This window comes from Actinotalea alkalitolerans (assembly GCF_023369855.1).
In the GTDB taxonomy this organism is placed as follows: domain Bacteria; phylum Actinomycetota; class Actinomycetes; order Actinomycetales; family Cellulomonadaceae; genus Actinotalea.
In genome coordinates, this window is the sequence record NZ_JAMBPP010000005.1 from 39615 (window position 1) to 62732 (window position 23118).

The following is a 23118-nucleotide window of genomic DNA, read 5'->3' on the forward strand; positions in this document are numbered from 1 at the left end:
CCAGGGCGGTGCGCGGCCGGCTCCGGCGCGCAGCACCGGCCCGCCCCGAACATCTGACCGCGGGCTCTCGCAGGACGCCCCGAACGGACAGGACCAGCGACCACGGTCGCGGACGAGAACGAGGTAGAACGTGACCGAGCAGACACCGCCCGAGGGCTCCGACCTCCCCGAGGGGACCGCCGACGGCGCGACCCCGGAGATCCCGGCCGAGGGCATCCCGATCGGTGTGATCACCGACCGGATCAGCCCGGTGGACCTGCAGCTCGAGATGCAGCGGTCCTACCTCGACTACGCGATGAGCGTCATCGTCGGCCGTGCCCTGCCGGACGTCCGCGACGGGCTCAAGCCGGTCCACCGCCGGGTGCTCTACGCGATGTACGACGGCGGCTACCGGCCCGACCGGCAGTTCTCCAAGTGCAGCCGCGTCGTCGGCGACGTCATGGGCAAGTACCACCCGCACGGCGACACGGCGATCTACGACGCCCTGGTGCGCCTCGTCCAGGACTGGTCCCTGCGCTACCCGCTGGTCTCGGGGCAGGGGAACTTCGGCTCGCCCGGCAACGACCCGGCCGCCGCCCCGCGGTACACCGAGTGCAAGATGGCCCCGCTGGCCATGGAGATGGTGCGGGACATCGACGAGGAGACCGTCGACTTCCGCGACAACTACGACGGCCGCACCCAGGAGCCCGCGGTGCTCCCGGCGCGGTTCCCCAACCTGCTGGTCAACGGCAGCGCCGGCATCGCGGTCGGGATGGCCACGAACATCCCGCCGCACAACCTGCGTGAGGTCGCCGCGGGGGTCAAGTGGCACCTCGACCACCCGCAGGCGAGCAAGGAGGAGCTGCTCGAGGCCCTCATCGAACGCATCCCGGGGCCCGACTTCCCCACCGGCGCGACGATCCTGGGCCGACGTGGCATCGAGGAGGCCTACCGGACCGGTCGTGGCTCGATCACGATGCGTGCCGTGGTGACGGTCGAGGAGATCCAGAACCGGATCTGCCTGGTCGTGACCGAGCTCCCCTACCAGGTCAACCCCGACAACCTCGCCTCCAAGATCGCCGACCTGGTCAAGGAGGGTCGTGTCCAGGGGATCGCGGACATCCGCGACGAGACCTCGGGACGCACCGGCCAGCGCCTGGTCGTGGTGCTCAAGCGTGACGCCGTGGCCAAGGTGGTGCTCAACAACCTCTACAAGCACACCCAGCTCCAGGACACCTTCGGCGCGAACATGCTCGCGCTGGTCGACGAGGTGCCGCGCACCCTGAGCATCGACGCCTTCGTCCGGCACTGGGTCACCCACCAGCTCGACGTGATCGTGCGACGGACCACATACCGACTGCGCCAGGCCGAGGAGCGGGCGCACGTCCTGCGCGGCTACCTCAAGGCGCTCGACGCGCTCGACGAGGTCATCGCCCTGATCCGTGCGTCGGGCACGGTCGAGGAGGCCCGCGTGGGTCTGATGGGTCTGCTCGAGGTCGACGAGATCCAGGCGAGGGCGATCCTCAACCTGCAGCTGCGTCAGCTCGCCGCCCTCGAGCGACAGAAGATCATCGACGAGTACGACGGCCTGATGGTCAAGATCACCGACTACCGGGAGATCCTGGCCAGCCCGCAGCGTCAGCGCGACATCGTCGCCGACGAGCTCGACGAGATCGTGGCCAAGTTCGGCGACGAGCGCCGCACGACGATCCTTCCCTACGACGGCGAGGTCTCGATGGAGGACCTCATCGCCGAGGAGGAGGTCGTGGTCACGATCACCCGCGGCGGCTACGCCAAGCGCACCCGCAGCGACAGCTACCGGGTGCAGAAGCGTGGCGGCAAGGGCGTGCGGGGTGCGCAGCTGCGTGCCGACGACGTCGTCGAGCACTTCGGGGTGACGACCACCCACCACTGGTTGCTGTTCTTCACCAACCTGGGTCGGGTCTACCGGGCCAAGGCCTACGAGCTGCCCGAGGGTGGCCGGGACTCCAAGGGTCAGCACGTCGCGAACCTGCTCGCCTTCCAGCCCGGTGAGCAGATCGCCAAGGTCATCGACCTGCGCGACTACGACGCGGCGCAGTACCTGGTGCTCGCGACCCGGCGTGGCCTGGTCAAGAAGACCCTGCTGTCCGAGTACGACTCGAACCGGTCGGGCGGGCTGATCGCGATCAACCTGCGTCAGGACGAGGAGGGCCGTGCCGACGAGCTCGTCTCGGCGGCGCTGGTCGACGAGGACTCCGAGCTCCTGCTGGTCTCCCGCAAGGGGCAGGCGGTGCGCTTCGAGGCCACCGCCGAGCAGCTGCGGGCGATGGGACGGGCGACCTCGGGCGTGACCGGGATGAAGTTCCGTGGTGACGACGAGCTGCTCTCGATGGACGTCATCACCGACAGCTCCTTCCTGGTGACGGTGACCGACGGCGGAACGGCCAAGCGCTCGGACATGCACCGGCTCAACACCGACGGCAACCTCGAGTACCGGCGCACCAAGCGCGGTGGCCTCGGGGTGCGTGCCGCACGGCTCCCCGACGACCGCGGGATGCTCGTCGGTGCCCTGATGGCCGACGCCGGCGACGAGGTCCTCGTGGTCATGGAGCGCGGCAAGGTCGTGAGGTCCGCGGTCGAGGAGATCCCGGTGCACGGACGTGACGCGACAGGTGTGATCCTGGCGAAGCCCGACGCGGGCGACCGGATCCTGGCAGTTGCTCGCAACGTGGAGCGGAACCTGGCGGACAATACGGCTACCGTTGACGAGGATGCGGTCACGGACGAGGCGACGGCACCGATCGAGGGAGACTCATGAGCACCGACGGGACCAAGCCGCCGTCGATCGCGCCGAAGAAGCCTGCGGGCTCCTCGGCGGGCGGTCCTGGCACCCGCACGGACACCTCGACCCGGGCTCAGCCCGCTGGGAGCGAGGGTCCGACCACCGGTGCCAAGGCGCCCGCCCCGAAGACCCCGCCCGCACCGAGGACCCCGGCGACGACCAAGGACACGACCTCCACGGACGCGTCGGGCTCGGGACCCTCGGTCACCGACCGGCTCAAGAAGGCCGCGTCGGGCGCTGCGGAGTCGGCACGCAAGGCGATGCCCTCGCGTGACGAGGGCCCGTCCACCGGACGGACGTCAGCGACGGACCGGCCACCGTCCACCGATCACGCGGGCACCGCACGCTCCACGACGACCACGACGGGTCCGGCCCCGGCGGCCGCACCCTCAGGTCCGCGCCGGGTGCGTCTGGCCGTCTCGAAGGTCGACCCGTGGTCGGTCATGAAGCTGTCGTTCCTGCTGTCGGTCGCGATCGGCATCATGATCGTGGTCGCCGCGGCGGTGACCTGGTACGCGCTGGACGCGCTCGCCGTGTTCACCCAGGTCAACGACGTGATCGCGACGCTCACAGGGGACGAGACCTACCTGAACCTGCTCGACTACGTGGGCTTCGAACGGGTCGTCTCGTTGGCCACGATGATCGCCGTGGTCGACGTCGTGCTCCTCACGGCACTGTCGACGATCGGGGCCTTCCTCTACAACATCACCGCGGCGCTGGTCGGGGGCATCCACCTGACCCTGACGGACGACTGAGCACGAGGGCGAAGGTCGCCGAAGTTGGGAGTCCACCCCGCGCTGGGGTAGTCTCGTGCGGCGCCTGGATCGTCCTCGCGCAGCGGGCCTATAGCTCAGACGGTTAGAGCGCTTCCCTGATAAGGAAGAGGTCAGAGGTTCAAGTCCTCTTAGGCCCACTTCTGGCTCACCACCGGAGGACGCATGAAGAAGCTGCTCATCGCCCTGCTCGCAGGCGCGGCCGGCTACGTCCTCTGGCGCACGTACGCGGAGGACCGTGACGAGCGCGACCTGTGGGCCGAGGTCACCGACAGCTTCGAGTGACCGGTCCGGTGCACCACACCGGACCTGGCACCGCAGGGTGCCACCCAGACGTCGACACCGACGCCCGGGGCCATGGCGCAATTGGTAGCGCACCTGCTTTGCAAGCAGGGGGTTAGGGGTTCGAGTCCCCTTGGCTCCACCCTTCAGCGGACCTGCTGCGTGTGGCATGGTTCTGCCGTGATCGGCCTCCTTCTCCAGAGCGTGCGACTGGTGCGCGCCGTGGGGCGGGTCTTCGCTGAGCCTGCCGGCCGGGCACTGGTGCTGCTCGTGGCCACGCAGCTCCTCTCGGGGACCATCTTCTACGTGACCGTCGAGGGATGGCGCTGGCTCGATGCCCTCTACTTCTCCGTCATGGTCCTCACCACGATCGGGCTGGGCGACCTCGCCCCGCAGACCGACCTGGGCAAGGCTTTCACCGTGGTGTACGCGCTGGTCGGTGTGGGCATGCTCGCAGCCTTCGTGACGGTGCTGGCTCAGCACCTGGGCCTGGGCGTCCCTCGTCACCGGCGCAGGAGGGGTGAGGGGACGCACGACGCCGAGGGTTAGGGTTCGACCCACGCGACCTCGTCACGACACCTCCGGAGGAACGAATGGATCGGACCGACCCGCTCGCCCTCCCGCCTCCCCCGTCGGTCGCGGCGGGCTTCGTCCCGTCCGGCTGGTACCCGCAGACGCCCGGCTCGTCGGTCGAGCGCTGGTGGGACGGGTCGGCCTGGAGCTCGCGGACGCGCGCGGCCCTCGAGGTCGACGAACGGCCCGGACCCGTGGTGATCAAGAACACCGCCGCGACGGCGGGTCTCGCGCTGGGTGCCCTGGCGTTGGTCGTGAACACCTTCCTCGTGGTCTCGGTGGCCGCCCTGGTGATGTCGGTGCGCGGGCTGAGCCGATCCGGTCAGCTGCAGACCCACGGCTACGGGCCGGTCGGACGCCGTCGGGCCCTCGGTGGTGCGGTTCTGGGGGTCGTGGCGGCGGTGCTGACCGCGTCGGTCAAGTCCTTCCTCTTCTGATCGACCTCTTTCTGTCACCCCCGAGCCACCGACCTGCTCGTCAGTCCTCCCCCAGCAGCCCGATCTCCTTCATCGCCTCGCCGAACATCCCCGTCGCGTCGACCTCGATCGAGCCGTCGTCGCTGTCGCGTGTGACCTGCTCCCAGCGGCGGTCGCGCCAGTAGTACACGTGCGGGCTGACGCCACCGGGCCGGTCGCTCTCCCCACGGGCCAGGGCCACCAGGGTCTGGACCGCCTGGACGCAGTCGATGCCGGTGAGCGGGTGGACGGCCAGGACATGGCGGTTGGGGACCGCGACGAGCACCCCGTGGGACGGGCTCTCGAGGCCGAAGTCCTGCCGGAGCACGGCGTCCAGCACGAACATCCGGCTCGCGTTGAAGAACCCGCCGAGACTCAGGTGGACGGTGCCCTGGTCCGGGTCGTCCCCGCCGAGCACGGTGACGGTGTCGGCCCGCAGCCCCAGCAGGTTGGTGTGGGCCACCTCGTGGACCGCGTCGCGGCCACCGAGCCTCTCGATGTCCTCGGCGCGGGTGAGGGTCGAGATGTGCTCGGGGTAGTCGATCGAGAGCACCCCGACCAGGTCTCCCACGCTCATCAGCGGGTCGACGACAGGGAACGGGAGGTCCGCCGCGGGCAGCACCCGCAGGAACACCTGGTCGCGGACGGCGTCGAGATCCTGCGGGACGGGTAGCTCCTGGGCGGCCACCATCACCTGGGCGTGGCGTCGCAGCAGCGAGGGCCACTCCCGTTCGGGGGTGCCGGCGGCGATCTGGGCGAGGTTGCTCAGCCCGAGGACGTTGCCGTCGGCGCCGTGCAGCGCGCCGTCCCCGATGACGGTCTCGACCCCGCACTCGGCGAAGGCCTGCCGGGCCGTCGAGGCCAGCCGAGCTGCCTGGTCCACGGTGAGCTCGGGCAGCGCGCCGTCCGCGGGCGCATCGGACGGGACGGCGCGCCGTCTGTCCCTGCCCCAGCGGAACCACCGCATCGTCGTCGCCCTCCTCCGGAGTCGTGGGTCTGCCTCGACGGTACCCCGTGACGTGCAGCCCCCCGTCGGGGCGAAGGGTGACAGGCTGGATGCCCCGACCACGAGGAGAGCGCGATGGACCCGAGCCCCGACCCGACCCTGCGTCACCGGACCGACGAGGTGGCCCTCACCGTCCTGGACCCGCAGGGCGTCCCGATGACCGGCACCGAGGTGGTCGTCGAGCAGCGCAGCCACGCGGTGGGTCTGGGGAACATCGGGTTCGACCAGATCCCGCTCGCCAACGACGAGCTCTCGGGGCAGGCCGCAGCACAGGCCGTGGAGCTCGCGGCGCTGTGGCTCGACCTCCACAACTCCGCGACCCTGCCGTTCTACTGGGGCCAGTTCGAGCCGGTGCGAGGACGGCCCGACACACGACGGCTGCTGCGGACGGCCCGTTGGTTCGACGACCGCGGCGTGCGGGTCAAGGGTCATCCGCTGGTCTGGCACACCCTGACCGCTCCGTGGCTGCTCGACCTGCCCACCGCCGAGGTCGTCGAGGCCCAGCGGGCGAGGATCCGCCGTGAGGTCTCGGACTTCTCCGGTGTGATCGACACCTGGGACGCGATCAACGAGGTGGTGATCATGCCGGTCTTCGACAAGGAGGAGAACGGCATCACCCGGGTCGCCCAGGAGCTCGGCCGCGTCGGGGTGATCCGGCTGGCCTTCGAGGAGGCCCGCGCGACCAACCCTGCGGCGACGCTCCTGCTCAACGACTTCAACCTCTCGGCCGACTACGAGCACCTGATCGAGGAGGTGCTCGAGGCCGGGATCCAGGTCGACGCCCTCGGGCTGCAGAGCCACATGCACCAGGGCTACTGGGGCGAGGAGAAGACGCTGGGCATCCTGGAGCGCTTCGCACGCTTCGGGCTGCCGCTCCACCTGACCGAGACCACCCTGCTGTCGGGAGACCTGATGCCCCCCGAGATCGAGGACCTCAACGACTACCAGGTGAGCCACTGGCCCTCGACCCCGCAGGGCGAGGAACGTCAGGCGCACGAGGTCGTCCGGCACTACACGACCCTGCTCTCCCACCCGTCGGTCGAGTCGATCACCTACTGGGGTCTGTCCGACCACGGGGCCTGGTTGGGTGCCCCCGTCGGGCTCGTCCGTGCGGACGGCACGCCCAAGCCCGCCTACGACGCCCTGCACGGGCTGGTCAAGGGTGAGTGGTGGCTCCCGCCCACCAGCCTGCGCACCGACGACGCCGGACAGGTCACGGTCAGCGGCTGGCGCGGTGCCTACGGTGTGGCGTGCGCCGCAGGCTCGGGGACCTTCACCCTGGACGGGTCGGGCAGCGCCCAGGTGCGGGTCGGCTGAAGAGCCTGGCGCCCGGGGGCTGACCGAGAGGCAGGTCGCGAGGTAACGTCCGTCGGGTGAGCCGCGACGTCTCTCATGACTCCTTCCTCGCCCAGGCCGAGCCGCTACGACGCGAGCTGCTCGCGCACTGCTACCGGATGGTCGGTTCGGTGCACGACGCCGAGGACCTGGTGCAGGAGACCTACCTGCGTGCCTGGCGCTCCTTCGACCGCTTCGAGCAGCGCTCGTCTCTGCGCACCTGGATGTACCGCATCGCGACGAACACCTGCCTGACGGCGCTCGAGGGGCGGGCACGGCGACCGCTGCCGACCGGGCTCGGGCAGCCGGCCGGTGATCCTGTCGCCACGCTCCAGGAGCGGCCCGACATCCCCTGGCTGGAACCCCTGCCCGACTCCCTGGTCTGGGGCGGGCCCGAGCCGGACCCGGCGGCCGTGGTGGTCACCCGGGACTCGGTGCGGCTGGCCCTGGTCGCTGCGCTGCAGCACCTCACGGCCCAGCAGCGGGCGGTGCTGCTGCTGCGCGACGTCCTGGGCTGGCGGGCGGCCGAGGTCGCCGACGCCCTCGACCTGTCGGTCGCAGCGGTCAACAGCACGCTGCAACGCGCACGCGCGCACGTGGGCCGGCTCGACGAGGACGTCGAGGTGCTCGACCGGACCGACGAGCGGGCCGAGCAGCTTCTCGAGCGGTACGTCGAGGCCTTCGAGTCCTACGACGTGGAGGCCATCGTCTCGCTCCTGACGGCCGACGCGGTGTGGGAGATGCCTCCCTTTCTGGAGTGGTACCAGGGCTCGCGGGACATCGGTCGACTCATCTCGCTGCGCTGCCCGGCATCAGGTGCCGGCGACATGCGCCTGCTCCGGACCGAGGCCAACGGCCGGCCCGTGGTGGCCGTCTACATGCGTGACGGCGGGGTCCACCGGGCGTTCCAGCTGCAGCACCTCACGCTCACCGACGCCGGGGTGGCGGCCGTGACGGTGTGGTTCGGTGTCGAGCTCTTCCGGTCCTTCGGGCTGCCCGAGACGCTCGACGACATCGCCGCGGTGCTGGTCCCCGGTGCGGTGCCGGTCAGCCACCTCACCGGCTCGCCAGATGCAGGACGGGGCGGTCACCCGCAGGATTGAAGGATCAACCGACAACGGGAGGTCCTATGACCGTCAAGGTCGCCGTCATCTACTACTCCTCGACCGGCAACGTGCACGACATGGCCGTACGCCTCGAGCAGGCCGCCACCGCGGCGGGCGCCGAGGTGCGCCGCCGACGCGTCACCGAGATCGCCCCGCAGGCCGCGATCGAGGGCAACCCCGCCTGGGCCGCGCACGTCGATGCCACCCGCGACGAGCCCACCGCCACCCCTCAGGACATCGACTGGGCCGACGTCGTGCTGCTCGGGTCACCGACCCGCTTCGGCAACGTCACCAGCCAGTTCCAGCAGTACATCGACACCCTGGGCCCGCTGTGGGCGCAGGGGAAGCTGGCCGACAAGGTCTACGCGGGCTTCACGTCCTCGCAGACCACCCACGGTGGCCAGGAGTCCACGCTGCTGTCGATGTACCACCTGGTGCACCACTTCGGCGGGATCCTCGTGGCCCCCGGGTACACGGCTCAGCTCAAGTTCACCGACGGCAACCCGTACGGCGTGTCGCACGTCTCGGGTCCGCAGAGCGACCTCGACCTGGCCGGATCGACCCTCGAGGCGCTCGACCACCTCGCGCAGCGGACGGTGGCGGTCGCGGGCAGGCTCGCCGCCTGAGAGCGAGGTCTCCGGCGCCCGACGCGAAGAGGCCCGGCACGCGCTGCGTGCCGGGCCTCTCGTCGTCGTGCCGCGACCGGGTCGTGCTGCCGATCAACCCTGTCCGGATCGGTCGGCGACCGGGCTACGTGGCGGACTCGTCCGGGTTCTTCGCGGTGTTCAGCGGGTCACCGGCCTGGTGGGGGACGTCCGTGGGTACCGACTCGGAGTCGAGCGGCTCACCGGCCGCCGGGGTGTCCACGGGTGCGTCCGTGGCGCCGGGGGCCGTACCGGTCCCGGGCTTCGAGCTGGGCAGGTTCTCTGTCACGTCACTGCTCCCTCCGGTTGGTGATGCGGTGCTGCTGCTCGCGCGGCGGCGGGGGGCCGCCTTCTTGGTGGCCTCACGGGCCTTCTCGGTGGCCTCCCGCGCACGCTCGGTGGCCTCGCGGGCCCGCTCGGCGGCCTTCTCGGTCGCCTCGCGGGTCTTGGCGACCGCCTCACCGGCGGCCTCCCCCACGTTCTCCGCTGCGTCGCCGAGCTCGTCGCGCGCCTCGGCGGCGCGTGCCTTGAAGCGGTCCTGGGTGTGCTCGTCGCCCAGCTTCTCCCAGGGCTGCTCTGCCCACGGGTCGGTGGTGGGCTCGCTGCGCCGCCAGGCCACCACGGCCGCGCCGATCGCGGCGATGCCCGCGAAGAGCCAGAAGACCTTGGCGCCCTTGTGCGACTTCTTCTTCTCGGCGACGTGCGCCACGGCGCTGAGCTTGCTCGTGGTGGCGTCGGTGGCCTTGTCGGCGCCGGCTGCCGCTGCGGCTGCCGCTGCGGTCACGGCCGCGACCATCTTGGGCAGCAGGTCGTCGACGAGCCGGTCGTGCGCGGAGTCGACGATCGGCACGGCCTTCTCGGCAGCGCGCTCGACCCGCGGGGCAGCGGCCTTGACCCCGTCCCGCCATGCCTTGTCGACCCGGGGTGAGGCCCAGTCGACCGCCGCGCCGACGTGCGGCGTCGCCCAGTCCTTGGCGTGCAGCGCGGCGACCTTCGCCTGGCCGGCCAGCTGGGCTGCCGTCTGGCCTGCGTGCTGGGACGCGTCGGCGATCACCGCGCCGAGGTCGGCGGCAGTGCCCTTGAGTCGATCGGCGTCCAGGTGATCGGAGTGGGCGGAACGGCGGAGGTGCATCTTCGACTCCCATGATCGGTGGCGGCCACCATCGTGGCCCGGATGCGGAACCCGGTAACACCCCATGCTGCCACCGTTGCCGATCCGGTGCAGTGCAGATGATCGCGAGGGCAGGTGGGCCCGGGGCGTGCGTGGGAGGATGTCGGCATGTTCGCAACCATCCACACCACCTCCGGTGACATCCGTGTCGAGCTCTACCCGAACCACGCGCCCAAGACGGTGCGCAACTTCGCCGGGCTCGCTTCCGGTACGCAGGCCTGGACCGACCCCAAGACCGGTGCCGAGCGCACCGACGCGCTGTACGACGGCGTCGTGTTCCACCGTGTCATCTCCGGCTTCATGATCCAGGGCGGCGACCCCCTGGGCACCGGCACGGGCGGCCCGGGCTACACCTTCGACGACGAGATCCACCCCGAGCTCGGCTTCACCGAGCCGTACCTGCTGGCCATGGCCAACGCCGGGACGCGCCGCGACCCCGCGTCCGGCAAGCCCGCGGGCACCAACGGCTCGCAGTTCTTCATCTCGGTGGGTGCCACGCCCTGGCTCACCGGCAAGCACACCATCTTCGGCAAGGTCGCCGACGACGCGAGCAGGGCCGTGGTCGACACCATCGCCACGACACCCACGCGCGCGGGTGACCGTCCCGTCGAGGACGTCACCATCACGTCCGTGACCATCGAGGACTGACGGTCCCTCCGTACCGTCTGCCGAGCACCCCATGAGCGATCAGCCCGAGGGCGGACCGGCACCTGCCCAGGTGCCGGTCTGCCCGAGGCACCCGGACCGTGTCTCGTACGTGCGTTGCCAGCGCTGCGGCCGGCCGACGTGCGCCGAGTGCCAGCGCCCGGCCGCCGTCGGCATCCACTGCGTGGACTGCGTGCGGGAGGCGAGCCGGGCCGCGCCGCAGGTCCGCACGGCGATGGGTGCGCCCATCCGTCGGGGGCGACCCGTGGTGACCCTGACGATCATCGGGCTGTGCCTCGCGAGCTTCGTGCTGCAGCTCACGGTGGGTGGGTCCTGGACCTCGGCGTGGGCCTTCGCGCCGTTCCTCGGTCAGGTCGAGCCGTGGCGGTTCCTGACCGCGGCGTTCCTGCACTCGACCGGAGCGCTGTTCCACATCCTGTTCAACATGTACGCGCTGTGGCTCGTCGGGCCCTACCTCGAGCACCAGCTCGGTCGAGCCCGGTTCATCACCCTGTACCTCCTGGCCGCCGTCGGCGGATCGGTGGGCTTCCTGCTGTTCGCCAGCCCGCTCGACGGATCCTGGTTCACCGCGGTGGTCGGTGCCTCGGGTGCGGTGTTCGGCCTCTTCGGCGCGGTCCTGGTTGTGCTCCGGCGGCTCGGCGGTGACGCTCGGCAGATCCTGGTGCTGCTCGCCATCAACGGCGTGATCGGCTTCGTGGTGCCCGGGATCGCCTGGGAGGCTCACCTGGGCGGTCTGCTGGTGGGCGCCGGCCTGGGGGCGGCGTTCTCCTACGCGCCGCGGGACAGGCGTCCGCTGGTCGGCATCGTGGCCCCGGTGGTCGTGGCCGCGATCCTGCTCTCGCTCACCCTGCTGAAGTTCGCGACCGTCCCGGCCTGACGAGGGGCTCGGCGTTGTAGACGACCACGGGGGCACGCGTGCCCGTGCTCGCGTAGAGCCGCTGGGCGCTGACGTTGTCCTCACGGGTGGTCCAGCGGACCACCTGGTGCCCCGAGTCGGCGGCCTCGACGCGGATCGCCTCGAGCAGGGCCCTCGCCGCTCCCCGACCGCGCGAGGTGGACCGGACGTACAGGTCGTCGACCCACAGCCCGGTGCCCGCGGTGATCGGCCGCTCGAAGACCCTGACGTGAGCGAAGCCGACCGGGACGACGTCGTCGAGGGCAAGGTGGCAGTGGGTCTGCGCCGCGGGGTCCAGGATCCAGGACCACACACGGCCCACCTGCTCCCCGGTCAGCGTGACCTGGCCGAGCGAGGCGTAGTCGCCGAAGAGGGAGCGCCACGCGATCTCGTCCTGCGGCTCGGCGGGGCGGGTCGTGAGCCTCCCGGGGATGCTGCTCGTGCTCATCGCTGCGCTCCGGTAGCCGTCGGCATCGCTCGTCTCCTCGCGGGGTCCGCCGTTGTCCCCAGGTTTGCTCACACCTGTGGAATTACACCAGTGTAGTTATCCACAGAGATGTCCACTCCCTGGGGACAGCCGAACGCTCGTACGGGGGGAGGGTTGTGGACAGCTCAGCGCCACCGGGTGGTCAGGCTGAACCCGGCGATGACGAAGGCGAAGCCGATCGCGAGGTTCCAGTTGCCGATCGGCAGCGGCCACTCGGTGCGCGTCACATAGGTCACGACGATCCAGATCAGTCCCACGATCATCAGTGTGAGCATCGTCGGGACGAGCCACGGCGGGTTGCCCTTCGGCTTCGCGGACGCCGGGGGCGGGACGTAGGCGGGCTTCTTGCGGGGCTTCGACTCGGGCACGGCCGATCTCCTGACACCTGGATGGATGGGCACGATCAGGCCCGTCGTTCGTTCGTCTAGCGTAGTAGGCACCACGCGCGAACCCGCGGACCCCTTGCGGAGCCTGCGGCAACCGCGACGACAGACCACGACGACGAGCCCGGAGGGAGACCCATGGCGGACGACGACGTCCTGGGTGCCCGGGACCCGGCGGACCCGGACCCCTCTGCTGACCCCACGCTCGACCAGGCCCGCGACCCGGCCCCCGACCAGGCCCGCGACCCGGCCCCCGACCAGGCCCGCGACCCGGCCCCCGAGCCTCGCCGCGCACCGGTCTGGGGGGCGTTGAGCGTGGTGCTCGTGCTGGTGCTGGCCGGGTTCCTGTTCGCCGCCAACGCCCGGCTCGCCGAGACCCAGGACGGGCGCAACCCTCAGGACCTGCCAGGGCTGGTCCAGGTCGAGCTCGCCCGCACCGACGCGCTGGCCACGCAGGTCGCCGACCTGCGCGCCGAGGTCGACCGGCTCACCGACGCCGTGCAGCAGAACGTCCCGCGCACCGACGAGGATGGTGACCTGCTCGCGCTGCAGTCCGGGCAGGTCGCGGTGACCGGGCCCGGGCTCGTCGTCGAGCTGACCGACGCACCCGCGAACCTGCCACGACCCTCGTGGGCCACCAACGACCACCTCGTGGTGCACCAGCAGGACCTGCAGGCGGTGATCAACGCCCTGTGGGCGGGGGGAGCGGACGCGATGGCCCTCCAGGACCAACGTGTCATCTCGACCTCCGCGTTCCGGTGCGTGGGCAACGTGCTGCTGCTGCACGGACGCCACTACGGCCCGCCCTACGTCGTGAGTGCGATCGGCGACCCCGAGGAGCTGCGTGCCGCACTCCTCGCCTCTCCCGGCATCCAGCAGTACCTCGAGTACGTCGACGCCGTCGGGCTCGGCTGGTCGGTCAGCGAACGAACCGATCTCGAGCTGCCCGCCTACAGCGGAAGCCTGTCGTTGCGCTATGCCACGGCAGGGGATCAGGTCGTGGCGGCGAGTCCGTGAGCCAGGGGACCGACCATGCGACGCGCCCGGCAGCAGCCCCGGTGCAGTCCTCGCGTCGGAGGGTCGACCCGGTGCAGGTGGTGCTCGGCGGTGTCGGGGAGCTGCTGATCACCGTGGGTCTCCTGCTCGGGCTGTTCGTGGTCTGGCAGCTGTGGTGGACCGACGTCGTCGCGGGTCGCCTGCAGGACGAGGTCGTCGCCGACCTCGGGTGGGACGTCCCCGCCGCCGAACCGGTCGTCGGCGACCCGGCGCGGCGCGACGCGCCCCCCGTCCTGCCCGCACCGGCGCAGGGGGTCACCTTCGCGACCCTGGTGGTACCCCGGTGGGGACCGGACTACGAGCGACCGGTCACCGAGGGGGTCGGGCGTGCGGCGGTGCTCGACACCCTGGGCATCGGGCACTACCCGGGCACGGCCATGCCGGGCGAGGTCGGCAACTTCTCCCTCGCCGGGCACCGTGTCACGTACAACAAGCCCTTCCACCTGGTCGAGGAGCTCGAGCCGGGTGACGCCCTGGTGGTCCGCACCGAAGAGGTCTGGTACGTCTACACGGTCACCGAGACCCGGGTCGTCCTGCCTGAGCAGGTCGAGGTGATCGCCCCGAGCCCCGGACGTCCCGACGCAGCCCCTCAGGAGGCCATGATCACGTTGACCACCTGTCACCCCATGTTCTCGGCCCGGGAGCGGTTCGTCGTGCACGGCGTGCTGGACCACTGGCTGCCCGTCGCGGACGGCACCCCCGTCGAGCTCGCGGCTGGCGCATGATGTACGCAGCGATCTGGCGTCTGCTGCCCGGACCGGTCTGGCTGCGCGTGATCCTGGCCCTGGCCCTGGTGGTGGGCGTGGTCGCCGTCTGCTTCCAGTGGGTGTTCCCCGCGATCGCCCCGTTCATGCCCTTCAACGAGATCACCGTGGATGAGTGAGATGACCAAGATCCTCGTCGTGGACAACTACGACTCCTTCGTCTACACGATCGTCGGCTACCTCGAGCAGCTCGGGGCCGAGACGACCGTGGTCCGCAACGACGCCGTCCCACCCGCTGACGAGCGCTCCGGGTACGACGGCGTGCTGGTCTCTCCCGGACCGGGCACCCCGCACGCCGCCGGGCAGAGCCTGGACGTGATCCGCGACTGCGCCGCCAGCGCGACCCCGATGCTGGGTGTCTGCCTGGGTCACCAGGCCCTCGCGGAGGCCTTCGGGGCGACGGTCACCCACGCGCCGGAGCTCATGCACGGCAAGACCAGCCGGGTCGCGCACGACGGGTCGGGGGTGCTCACCGGGCTGGGGACCCCGTTCACGGCAACCCGCTACCACTCGTTGGCCGTCGTCGACGGGACGGTCCCGACGAGCCTGAGGGTGACGGCCCGGACCGACACCGCGGGCGGCGCGGGCGTCATCATGGGGCTGCAGCACCGCGAGCTGCCACTGCACGGTGTGCAGTTCCACCCCGAGTCGGTGCTCACCGAGGGCGGCCACCGGCTGCTGGCGAACTGGCTCGAGATCTGCGGCCTGGCGGGGGCCGTCGAGGCCTCGGCCGGCATGGCGCCGCTCGTCCGAGGCTGATCCCCCCAGGTCGGGCACCGTGCCCGCCTGCCCCCCCGGGTGAACGCAGAAGCCGGTGAGCCCGAGGGCTCACCGGCTTCTCACGTCAGTCGGGCCGCGAGGACCGCTCAGTCGTCCTCGTTGTCGTCCCCGCCCCCGTCGTTCGGCGGGGTGGCGGGTCCGGTGGAGATCACCAGGACCACGGACGACCCCTCGTTGACCAGCGCGTTGGGACCTGGCTCGGTCGTGATGACCCGACCGGCCTCGACCGAGTCGGACGCCTGCTCACGCACGGTCGTGTTGAGCGAGGCCCCACCCATCCGCTCCTCGGCCTGCGCGCGGCGCAGGTCGGTCACGTCGGGCACCGGGATCTGCTCGGGGCTGCGCTCGATCGCGACGATGACCTCGATGTCCGAACGCTGCGGCACGGGGCCCGGGCTCCGGCTCTGACGGATGACGGTCCCGACGGCCGCGTCGCTCTCCTCCTGGGTGAAGGTGGGCAGCAGGCCCAGGTCGAGCAGCGTCTGACGCGCCTGCTCCTGGGTCTGGCCGGTGAGGTCGGGCAGCTCGACGTTGCCGCTCGAGAGCAGCAGGGTGATCGAGGTGTCGGGGGCCACCGCCTCGCCCGCACCCGGGGTGGTACCCGTGACCGCGCCCTCCAGCACGTCAGGGCTGTCGACGACCTCGGTGAGGATGTCGCCGGTGAAGCCCAGCTGCTCCAGACGCGCACGCGCATCGGCCTGGGTGAAGTTCGTGAGCTCGGGGATCGTCAGCGCCTCGGGGCCCTGCGAGACGTAGATCTCGACCTCGGTCCCGACCGGGAGGTCCTGCCCACCTTCCGGGTCGCTGCGCGAGACGAGGCCGGGGTCCAGGTCGCTCGCCTCGAGCAGCCAGACGATCTCCAGGTCGAGGTCGGCGACCTGCGCGCGGGCATCGTCCTCCTGCACACCGACCAGGTCGGGGAACTCGACCGTCGCGGGCGGGGTCTCGTCGCCACTTCCCCGCAGGAGCAGCCAGACGATGCCGATCACCGCGATGACGGCCACGGCGATGAGCGTCCACAGCAACCAGCGACGGTTTGGCTCGTCGTCCTCCTCGGCGGGAGGTCCGCCCGGGGTCTCGGTGCTCACCTGCGCCCAGGGCGCTGCCGCGGGCACCACCTGGGTCGCGCCGGTCGCGCCCGACGCCCCGAAGACCTGCGTCGAGTCGGGGTTCGTCTGCCCGAGCACCTGGGTGCGGTCCGCGGCGGCGGCGCCCATGGCTGCGGCACCCAGTGCCCCGAGGGCAGGTGCGTTGACGTGACCGCCGCGCACCGCGGACTCAAGGTCGGCCCGGAACTCAGCGGCCGTGCTGTACCGGTCCTCGCGATCCTTGGTCAGCGCCTTCATCGTGATGCGGTCGAGGGCCTCGGGGACGTCCGAGGCGTAGGTGCTGGGCGGCTGTGCCTGCTCGCGCACGTGCTGGTAGGCAACGGCCACCGGTGAGTCACCGGTGAAGGGCGGACGACCGGTCAGCAGCTCGAACAGCAGGCAGCCGGTCGAGTACAGGTCGCTGCGCGAGTCGACCGTCTCCCCGCGGGCCTGCTCGGGGGACAGGTACTGGGCGGTGCCGATCACGGCCTGGGTCTGCGTCATGGTCGCCGCGGAGTCGGCCATGGCGCGTGCGATCCCGAAGTCCATGACCTTGACCGCACCCGTGGGGGTGAGCATGACGTTCGCGGGCTTGATGTCGCGGTGCACGATCCCCGCGTGGTGGGAGTACTCCAGGGCCGAGAGCACCCCGGAGGTGATCTCGGCGGCCTCCTCGATCGGCACCGCCGAGCCGTCGCGCAGGATGTCGCGGACGGTGTGGCCCTCGACGTACTCCATGACGATGAAGGGGACGTGGGAGACGCCTCCGGCATGCTCGGTGAAGACGTCCTCGCCGGTGTCGTACACGGCCACGATGGACGGGTGGTTGAGCGAGGCCGCGGCCTGGGCCTCCCGGCGGAACCGTGCCTGGAAGGAGGGATCGCGGGCCAGGTCGGATCGCAGGATCTTGATCGCGACCGTGCGGCCCAGACGGGTGTCATGGCCGATGTGGACCTCTGCCATCCCGCCTCGGCCGATGAGCTCGCCCACCTCGTACCGGCCACCGAGTATCCGGGGTGCGTCGTCCACCACTACTGGTCCCTCGCTGTCTGAGTGTTCTCGTTCCGGATCGGGTCCGGGCGTTCGCCGATCATCCCACTTGTCCGCTCGGGTCCGGCGGAGGTGACCATCACGATCTGGTAGCCGCCGTCGGAGCCTGGCGTGCCGGGGGCGGCACGGGACGGCCCGAAGATCCTATCGGCGAAGGCCGCACCCAGGAGCGCGAAGATCACCATGAGGACCAGGGCCACCAGGGGGGCCGTGAGGTGACCCATCCGCCGGCCGGTGGTGGTCGAGGTGCGCAGCACGCGCGGCAGCGACCTCGCCGTGGTGCGGGCGGTGCTCCGGCTCGCACCGCGGGCTCGCGTGGGGGCGACCCCGGGCGGGAAGGCCGGCGCGTCGCTGGCCAGCGGCGCGGCCTGGTCCTCGGGCCGGCCCGGCACGGGGACCGACAGACCCGCGAGCCGCGCCGCGGTGCCGGCGGTGTGCGGCGGTGGCTCGTCGGCCTGGTCGGCGGCCGCCTGGTCGGCGGTCGACGCGCCGTCGGTCGAGGACGGGTGCGGCGGCACCGTGGTCGGCGGTGGCGCGGTGGTCACCCGCTGCTGCCTGGTCGGCTCGTGCACCCCGGGCAACGGCTGCGCCTCGCGCCCAGGAGGCGGGGAGGGCAGCACGACGGCGGGCACCATGCCGGTGTTCGGGATCGTGCCCGTCGCGCGCGACCAGCCGTCGTCGTCGATGCTCTCGTAGCTCTCGACGGTGTCCATCACGTCGATCGTCCGGGCGTGGCGCCCGGCGCCGAGCGGCAGGCCACCGGGCGGGGTGCGCTCGACCATCGCGTCCATGGTGCGGGCGAGCGACGCAGCCGAGCGCGGGCGCTCCTCGGGCTCCTTGGCGAGCATCCGCATGACCAGCTCGGCGAGCTCGGCGTCCACGTCGCCGGGCAACGGCGGCACCGGGGTGTTGACGTGGGCGACGGCGATGTCCACCGCGGTCGGCCCGGTGAACGGGCGGTTCCCCACGAGCGCCTCGTACGCGACGATCCCCAGGGAGTAGATGTCCGACGCCGGGGTCGCGGCGCGTCCGATGGCCTGCTCGGGGGACAGGTACTGGGCGGTGCCCATGACCATGCCCGAGGCCGTCATCGGGACCTGGTTGGTCGCGGTCGAGATCCCGAAGTCGGTGATCTTCACCCGCCCCGAGCGGGCCAGCAGGATGTTGCCGGGCTTGACGTCACGGTGCACCACACCGCCGACGTGGGCGGCGTGCAGGGCGCGCGCGGTCTGCGCGAGGATCGGCAGCAGGCGGCGGGTCGGCAGCACGGGCTGACGGTCGAGCAGGTCCGACATGGGCTCACCGAGCACGAGCTCCATCACCAGGAAGCCCGACCCCTCCTGCTCGCCGTAGTCGTAGAGCTGGGCGATGTTCGGGTGGGACAGGTGCGCACTGTTGCGGGCCTCGGCGCGGAAGCGCTCCAGGAAGCCGGCGTCCCCGGCGAACTCCTCGCGCAGCACCTTGACCGCGACGTCGCGGGCGAGCGCCTCGTCGTGGCCCACCCACACCTCACCCATCCCGCCGACGGCGATGCGCGAGACCAGACGGTAGCGGCCGCCCAGGGCGATCCCGGTCAGGGGTTTCACGGTGCGAGCACCGCCTCGATGACGGCGCGGGCGATCGGCGCGGCGACGGCGCCACCGGTCGCCTCGTTGCCCATCGCACCGCCGTTCTCGACGATCACCGCGACCGCGACCCGCGGGTCGTCGGCCGGGGCGAAGGCGGTGAACCAGGCGTGCGGCGGGGCGTCGGCGCTGGTCTGGGCCGTCCCCGTCTTCCCGGCGACCTGCACCCCGGAGATCTGCGCCGAGCGACCGGTCCCGTCGGCCACGACCTGGACCATCATGTCCCGCAGCACCGTGGCGTTGACCGAGGACAGCGGGCGGCCGAGCTCCTCGGGGCTGGTCTGGGTCACCACGGACAGGTCCGCGCTGCGCACCGTCTGGACCAGGTAGGGCTTCATCTGCACGCCGCCGTTGGCTACGGCCGCCGAGACCATCGCCATCTGCAGCGGCGTGACCCGCACCTCGTACTGCCCGATCGCCGAGAGCGCCGTCTGCGCGGCGTCCGGCTCGTCGGGGAAGTAGCTCATGGTCACGTTCATCGGCACCTGGAGCGGTGTTCCGAAGCCGAACGCCTCGGCCTGGTCCCGCAGCACGTCCGCGCCGAGGTCGATGCCGAGCTGCCCGAAGGCCGTGTTGCACGAGATCCGTAGCGCGTCGGCGAGGGTCTGCTCGCCGCTCGGGCTGCACGACGAACCGCCGAAGTTGCGCAGCACCGAGGAGCTCAGCGGCAGCGGCAGCTCGTTCGGGGCGGGGATCTGCGCGGCCGGGTCGAGCCCGTTCTCGAGGGCGGCCGCCGCGGTGACCAGCTTGAAGGTCGACCCCGGCGGGTAGGTGTTCCCGGCGATCGCCCGGTTGGCCATGACGTCGCCCTCGGCCGCGTTGAGCGCCGCCCAGTTCGCGGTCACGTCGGCCGTGACGTGGCCGGCGAGCAGGTTCGGGTCGAAGGTCGGCTTGGAGACCATCGCCAGGATCGCGCCCGTCGTGGGGTCCAGGGCGACCACCGCACCCCGCTGGTCGCCCAGCGCGTCCCAGGCCGCCTGCTGCGCCGCCGGGTCGATGGTCAGCTCGACCGCGGCGCCCTGGGGCTGGCGGCCGGTGATGAGGTCCTGGAGCCGCGAGTAGAACAGCGAGTCGGCCGAGCCGTTGAGCTCGGTGGTCATCGCCTCCTCGATGCCCGAGCGGCGGTACACCACCGAGTAGTAGCCGGTGACCGGGGCGTACAGCTCGGGCTGGGTGTACACCCGCTGGTAGCCGAACGCGTCGTCGACCGGCACGGACTGCGCGATCGACTCCCCGGCGACCACGATCGGACCGCGCGCGTTGCCGAACTCGCGGTACAGGGTGCGCACGTTGCGGCCGTCGCTGTTGAGGTCGGGGGCCTGGACGAACTGCACCCACGTGGCGCCCACCATGAGGGCCAGGAACATCAGCACGACCACGCTCGCGAGGCGGCGCAGCGGGGTGTTCATCGCCGCACCTCCAGGACCTCGGTGTCATGGTCCGAACCGCCCGGCCCGGCTGCCGGACCGGCGTCGTCCCCGGGCACGGCGGGACCGGCCACGGCCGGGAGACCGCCGGGGGGTGCCGGGCGCCGGGCGTTGTCGCTGATCCGCAGCAGCAGCGCCACGATGATCCAGTTGGCCAGCAGCGACGACCCGCCGTAGGCCATGAAGGGCATGGTCAGACCGGTCAGCGGGATCACCCGGGTGACCCCGCCGACCACCACGAAGCACTGGAAGGCGATGGTGAAGGCCATGCCCCCGGCGAAGAGCTTGCCGAAGCCGTCCCGCACGCCGATCGCGGTGCGCAGGCCACGCTGGGCGAGCACCAGGTAGCAGACCAGGATGGCGAGCAGCCCGGTCAGGCCGAGCTCCTCGCCCAGGGACGCGACGATGAAGTCGGACTCGGCGTAGGGGACCAGGTCGGGGCGGCCCTGTCCCCAACCTGTGCCGAACAACCCACCGCTGGCCATGCCGAACAGGCCGCGGACCAGCTGCCCGGAACCACCGGGCGAGGCGTTGAACACGTCGTTGTCGAAGGCGTTGAGCCACGCGTCGAAGCGCGCACCCACGTGGCTGAAGGTCCGAGCGGCCAGGGCTGCGCCACCCAGGAACAGGGCCCCGCCCAGGACCACCCAGCTGTGCCGCTCGGTGGCGAGGTAGAGCATCGCGACGAACAGGCCGAAGAAGAGCAGCGAGGTGCCCAGGTCGCGCGCGAAGACGAGCACCGCGAGAGAGACGATCCAGGCCAGCAGGATGGGACCCAGGTCGCGGGGGCGCGGCAGCTGCAGGCCCAGCACCTTGGGGCCGGCCAGCGCGAGGGTCTCGCGGTTGGTCACCAGGTACCCCGCGAAGAAGATGGCCAGGGCGATCTTGCCGAGCTCGGCGGGCTGGAAGGACTGACCCAGCAACCGGATCCAGATCCGGGCACCGTTGATCTCGACGCCGAGCCCGGGGGTCAGCGGCAGCATCACCAGGCCCAGGCCGACGACCATCGAGGTGTACGTGTAGCGGCGCAGGGTGCGGTGGTCGCGCAGCACGATGATCACCGCCGCGGCGAGGATCACCCCCAGGGCCGTCCAGCCGAGCTGGCGTGCGGCGAAGGTGCTCTCGGTCCCGCTGCGCACCTCGTAGGCGAAGTCGAGCCGGTAGATCATCGCCAGGCCGATGCCGTTGAGGAGCACCACGACGGGCAGCAGCACCGGGTCGGCGTACGGCGCGCGCCAGCGCAGCACCAGGTGGATGCCCAGGCTCAGCCCGCCCAGGCCCAGGCCGTACCCGAGGATGTCCACGGGCACGGAGTCCGTGGTCGCGAGCCCGACCAGCGCGTAGGCGCCGACGGCAAGCGCCAGCGAGATGGTGAGCATGCCGAGCTCGAGCCCACGTCCGGGACGGACCCGGTGCGGGGTCACCGTCGCCATCGCCGCACCCCCCGCCGGGCGCGGGCGACCACCGGTGCGGTGCAGAACCTCACGACGATCCCGCCGCCTCGGACTCGAGCGAGCGGACGAGGGCACGCGCCTCGGACAGGTCACCGGTCTGGATGGACTGGGTGAGCCGGTCGCGCACGTACGCCGGGAGGTCACCGACGGTGGTCGTGCTGGTCTCGACCACCGTGGACAGGTCGAAGCTGCCGATCGACTGGGGGATGCCGCGGAAGATCGCGACCTGCTCGTCCTGGACCCCCACGTAGTACTGGTCCTGGGTCCAGCGGTACCCGAACCACCCGCCTGCGCCCACACCGGCCACGAGGAGCACCAGGATCAGCGCGGTCAGGATCCGGCGACCTGTGCGCGACGGCGCGGGATCGTCCTCCTCGAGCGGTCCGGGCGGCGGAGTCCCGGCAGCGGCGGCCTCGTCGGCCTCACGCTCGCGGGCGGCCGCCGACAGCCCGGCGGCGCGGCCCGCAGGACCGTCCCCCCCGAGGGTCGGTCGGTGCCGGTCCAGGGCCGCGGCGCCCACCACGTGCGAGGTGGTGCCCGGTGCGGCGCCGTCGCGCAGGGAGTCGACCTCGACGACGTCACCCAGCACGACCGTGACGTTGTCGGGGGCCCCGCCGCGCAGGGCGAGCTGGACGAGCTGGTCGGCGCAGGCGTCGATGTCGGCGACACCCCGCATCGTCTCGGCGAGGGTGTCGAAGCTGACCACCCCGGACAGGCCGTCGGAGCAGAGCAACCAGCGGTCGCCGTCGCGCGCCTCACGGACGGACATGTCCGGGACGATCTCCATGTCGAAGTCACCCAGCACGCGTAGCAGGACCGAGCGCTGCGGGTGGTGCTCGGCCTCCTCCTGGGTGATCTTCCCCGTGTTGACCAGGTGCTGGACGAAGGAGTGGTCGGTGGTGACCTGCGCCAGCTCGCCGTCACGCAGCAGGTACGCGCGGGAGTCGCCGATGTGCGCCATCGCGAGCTTGTTGCCCGAGCGCAGCAGGGCAGTCACGGTGGTGCCCAGGCCGGCCAGCTCAGGGTTCTCCTCGGCCCGGTGCAGCAGCTCGTCGTGCGCCGTGGTCAGCGCGTGGCCGAGCTCGTCCAGGGCGTCGTCGGGCCCGTGCGCCTCGTCGTCGAGCGGGGCGAGATGGGCCACGGCCACCGAGGACGCCACGTCGCCACCCGCGTGCCCCCCCATGCCGTCGGCGACGACGAGGAGGTGGGGTCCGGCGTAGGCGGAGTCCTGGTTGTTGGACCGGACCAGGCCGACGTCGGAGCGGGCGGCGTACCGCAGGGCGATCGTCACGGTC

The 23118-nt window shown here is 71.5% G+C and carries 23 protein-coding genes and 2 tRNA genes; 16 read left to right on the plus strand and 9 right to left on the minus strand.

What is annotated here, in order from left to right:
* Nucleotides 1-130 precede the first annotated feature (130 nt).
* The 7 genes from gyrA (at nt 131) to M1R94_RS07115 (ending at nt 4868) form a co-directional block, all read left to right on the plus strand.
* Entirely contained in the window at nt 131-2779 is a 2649-nt protein-coding gene (gene gyrA / locus M1R94_RS07085) for a DNA gyrase subunit A (protein ID WP_374109443.1), read from the plus strand.
* Nucleotides 2776-3558 carry a DUF3566 domain-containing protein gene (locus M1R94_RS07090; protein ID WP_249380979.1) on the plus strand — a complete coding sequence of 261 codons (783 nt, stop codon included), beginning with the start codon at nt 2776-2778 and terminating at the stop codon, nt 3556-3558. The genes gyrA and M1R94_RS07090 overlap by 4 nt, the downstream gene beginning before the upstream one ends.
* Before the next feature lie 84 nt (nt 3559-3642).
* A tRNA-Ile gene (locus tag M1R94_RS07095) sits at nt 3643-3716 on the plus strand.
* Nucleotides 3717-3741: 25 nt separating this feature from the next.
* Nucleotides 3742-3861 carry a DLW-39 family protein gene (locus M1R94_RS07100; RefSeq protein ID WP_249380980.1) on the plus strand — a complete coding sequence of 40 codons (120 nt, stop codon included), beginning with the start codon at nt 3742-3744 and terminating at the stop codon, nt 3859-3861.
* Nucleotides 3862-3927: 66 nt separating this feature from the next.
* Nucleotides 3928-4000: transfer RNA gene (locus M1R94_RS07105), tRNA-Ala, on the plus strand.
* Nucleotides 4001-4038: 38 nt separating this feature from the next.
* Nucleotides 4039-4407: a potassium channel family protein gene (locus M1R94_RS07110; RefSeq protein ID WP_249380981.1), complete on the plus strand. Its 369-nt coding sequence runs from the start codon at nt 4039-4041 to the stop codon at nt 4405-4407.
* Nucleotides 4408-4451: 44 nt separating this feature from the next.
* Entirely contained in the window at nt 4452-4868 is a 417-nt protein-coding gene (locus M1R94_RS07115) for a DUF2510 domain-containing protein (RefSeq protein WP_249380982.1), read from the plus strand.
* Nucleotides 4869-4908: 40 nt separating this feature from the next.
* On the opposite strand, the gene M1R94_RS07120 is transcribed toward M1R94_RS07115, so the two are convergent.
* Complete coding sequence (locus tag M1R94_RS07120) at nt 4909-5853, minus strand: DUF1444 domain-containing protein (RefSeq protein ID WP_249380983.1); 945 nt, start codon at nt 5851-5853, stop codon at nt 4909-4911.
* A gap of 114 nt (nt 5854-5967) precedes the next feature.
* Here M1R94_RS07120 and M1R94_RS07125 point away from each other — a divergent pair, with 114 nt between their 5' ends.
* The 3 genes from M1R94_RS07125 to M1R94_RS07135 are packed head-to-tail and all read left to right on the plus strand — an operon-like array spanning nt 5968 to nt 8959.
* Nucleotides 5968-7209, plus strand: coding sequence for an endo-1,4-beta-xylanase (locus tag M1R94_RS07125; protein ID WP_249380984.1), 1242 nt, complete (start codon nt 5968-5970; stop codon nt 7207-7209).
* A gap of 56 nt (nt 7210-7265) precedes the next feature.
* A complete protein-coding gene (locus tag M1R94_RS07130) occupies nt 7266-8330 on the plus strand; it encodes a sigma-70 family RNA polymerase sigma factor (protein WP_249380985.1) in 1065 nt (354 codons plus the stop codon).
* A 26-nt stretch (nt 8331-8356) separates the two neighbouring features.
* Nucleotides 8357-8959: a flavodoxin family protein gene (locus M1R94_RS07135; protein ID WP_249380986.1), complete on the plus strand. Its 603-nt coding sequence runs from the start codon at nt 8357-8359 to the stop codon at nt 8957-8959.
* Between the two features lie 124 nt (nt 8960-9083).
* Here M1R94_RS07135 and M1R94_RS07140 read toward each other — a convergent pair whose 3' ends face one another.
* Complete coding sequence (locus M1R94_RS07140; protein WP_249380987.1) at nt 9084-10109, minus strand: hypothetical protein; 1026 nt, start codon at nt 10107-10109, stop codon at nt 9084-9086.
* A gap of 147 nt (nt 10110-10256) precedes the next feature.
* Here M1R94_RS07140 and M1R94_RS07145 point away from each other — a divergent pair, with 147 nt between their 5' ends.
* A complete protein-coding gene (locus M1R94_RS07145; RefSeq protein WP_249380988.1) occupies nt 10257-10796 on the plus strand; it encodes a peptidylprolyl isomerase in 540 nt (179 codons plus the stop codon).
* Between the two features lie 31 nt (nt 10797-10827).
* Nucleotides 10828-11691: a rhomboid family intramembrane serine protease gene (locus tag M1R94_RS07150; RefSeq protein WP_249380989.1), complete on the plus strand. Its 864-nt coding sequence runs from the start codon at nt 10828-10830 to the stop codon at nt 11689-11691.
* Here the strand turns inward: M1R94_RS07150 and M1R94_RS07155 are convergent.
* Nucleotides 11657-12157, minus strand: coding sequence for a GNAT family N-acetyltransferase (locus M1R94_RS07155; RefSeq protein ID WP_249380990.1), 501 nt, complete (start codon nt 12155-12157; stop codon nt 11657-11659). The genes M1R94_RS07150 and M1R94_RS07155 overlap by 35 nt on opposite strands.
* Before the next feature lie 164 nt (nt 12158-12321).
* Nucleotides 12322-12564, minus strand: a complete 243-nt coding sequence (locus tag M1R94_RS07160; RefSeq protein ID WP_249380991.1) for a cell division protein CrgA — start codon at nt 12562-12564, stop codon at nt 12322-12324.
* Between the two features lie 153 nt (nt 12565-12717).
* On the opposite strand from M1R94_RS07160, the gene M1R94_RS07165 reads away from it, so the two are divergent.
* Genes M1R94_RS07165 through M1R94_RS07180 form a run of 4 tightly spaced genes read left to right on the plus strand, consistent with a single transcriptional unit; the run spans nt 12718 to nt 15158 of the window.
* A complete protein-coding gene (locus M1R94_RS07165; RefSeq protein WP_249380992.1) occupies nt 12718-13596 on the plus strand; it encodes a DUF881 domain-containing protein in 879 nt (292 codons plus the stop codon).
* Nucleotides 13593-14360 (plus strand): class E sortase, encoded by a 768-nt coding sequence (locus M1R94_RS07170; protein ID WP_249380993.1) that lies wholly within the window; start codon nt 13593-13595, stop codon nt 14358-14360. The genes M1R94_RS07165 and M1R94_RS07170 overlap by 4 nt, the downstream gene beginning before the upstream one ends.
* Nucleotides 14357-14518 carry a hypothetical protein gene (locus M1R94_RS07175; RefSeq protein ID WP_249381267.1) on the plus strand — a complete coding sequence of 54 codons (162 nt, stop codon included), beginning with the start codon at nt 14357-14359 and terminating at the stop codon, nt 14516-14518. The genes M1R94_RS07170 and M1R94_RS07175 overlap by 4 nt, the downstream gene beginning before the upstream one ends.
* Before the next feature lies 1 nt (nt 14519).
* A complete protein-coding gene (locus tag M1R94_RS07180; protein WP_249381246.1) occupies nt 14520-15158 on the plus strand; it encodes an aminodeoxychorismate/anthranilate synthase component II in 639 nt (212 codons plus the stop codon).
* Between the two features lie 107 nt (nt 15159-15265).
* Here M1R94_RS07180 and pknB read toward each other — a convergent pair whose 3' ends face one another.
* From pknB to M1R94_RS07205, 5 genes are read right to left on the minus strand one after another with little or no spacing between them, the layout of a single operon-like run.
* Nucleotides 15266-17299 carry a Stk1 family PASTA domain-containing Ser/Thr kinase gene (pknB, locus tag M1R94_RS07185; RefSeq protein WP_249380994.1) on the minus strand — a complete coding sequence of 678 codons (2034 nt, stop codon included), beginning with the start codon at nt 17297-17299 and terminating at the stop codon, nt 15266-15268.
* Nucleotides 17299-18903, minus strand: coding sequence for a serine/threonine-protein kinase (locus M1R94_RS07190; RefSeq protein WP_249380995.1), 1605 nt, complete (start codon nt 18901-18903; stop codon nt 17299-17301). The genes pknB and M1R94_RS07190 overlap by 1 nt, the downstream gene beginning before the upstream one ends.
* Entirely contained in the window at nt 18900-20351 is a 1452-nt protein-coding gene (locus M1R94_RS07195) for a peptidoglycan D,D-transpeptidase FtsI family protein (RefSeq protein WP_249380996.1), read from the minus strand. Before M1R94_RS07195 ends, M1R94_RS07190 begins: the two co-directional genes overlap by 4 nt.
* Nucleotides 20348-21802, minus strand: a complete 1455-nt coding sequence (locus M1R94_RS07200) for an FtsW/RodA/SpoVE family cell cycle protein (RefSeq protein ID WP_249380997.1) — start codon at nt 21800-21802, stop codon at nt 20348-20350. The genes M1R94_RS07195 and M1R94_RS07200 overlap by 4 nt, the downstream gene beginning before the upstream one ends.
* A gap of 49 nt (nt 21803-21851) precedes the next feature.
* Nucleotides 21852-23114 carry a Stp1/IreP family PP2C-type Ser/Thr phosphatase gene (locus M1R94_RS07205; protein WP_249380998.1) on the minus strand — a complete coding sequence of 421 codons (1263 nt, stop codon included), beginning with the start codon at nt 23112-23114 and terminating at the stop codon, nt 21852-21854.
* Between the last annotated feature and the right edge of the window lie 4 nt (nt 23115-23118).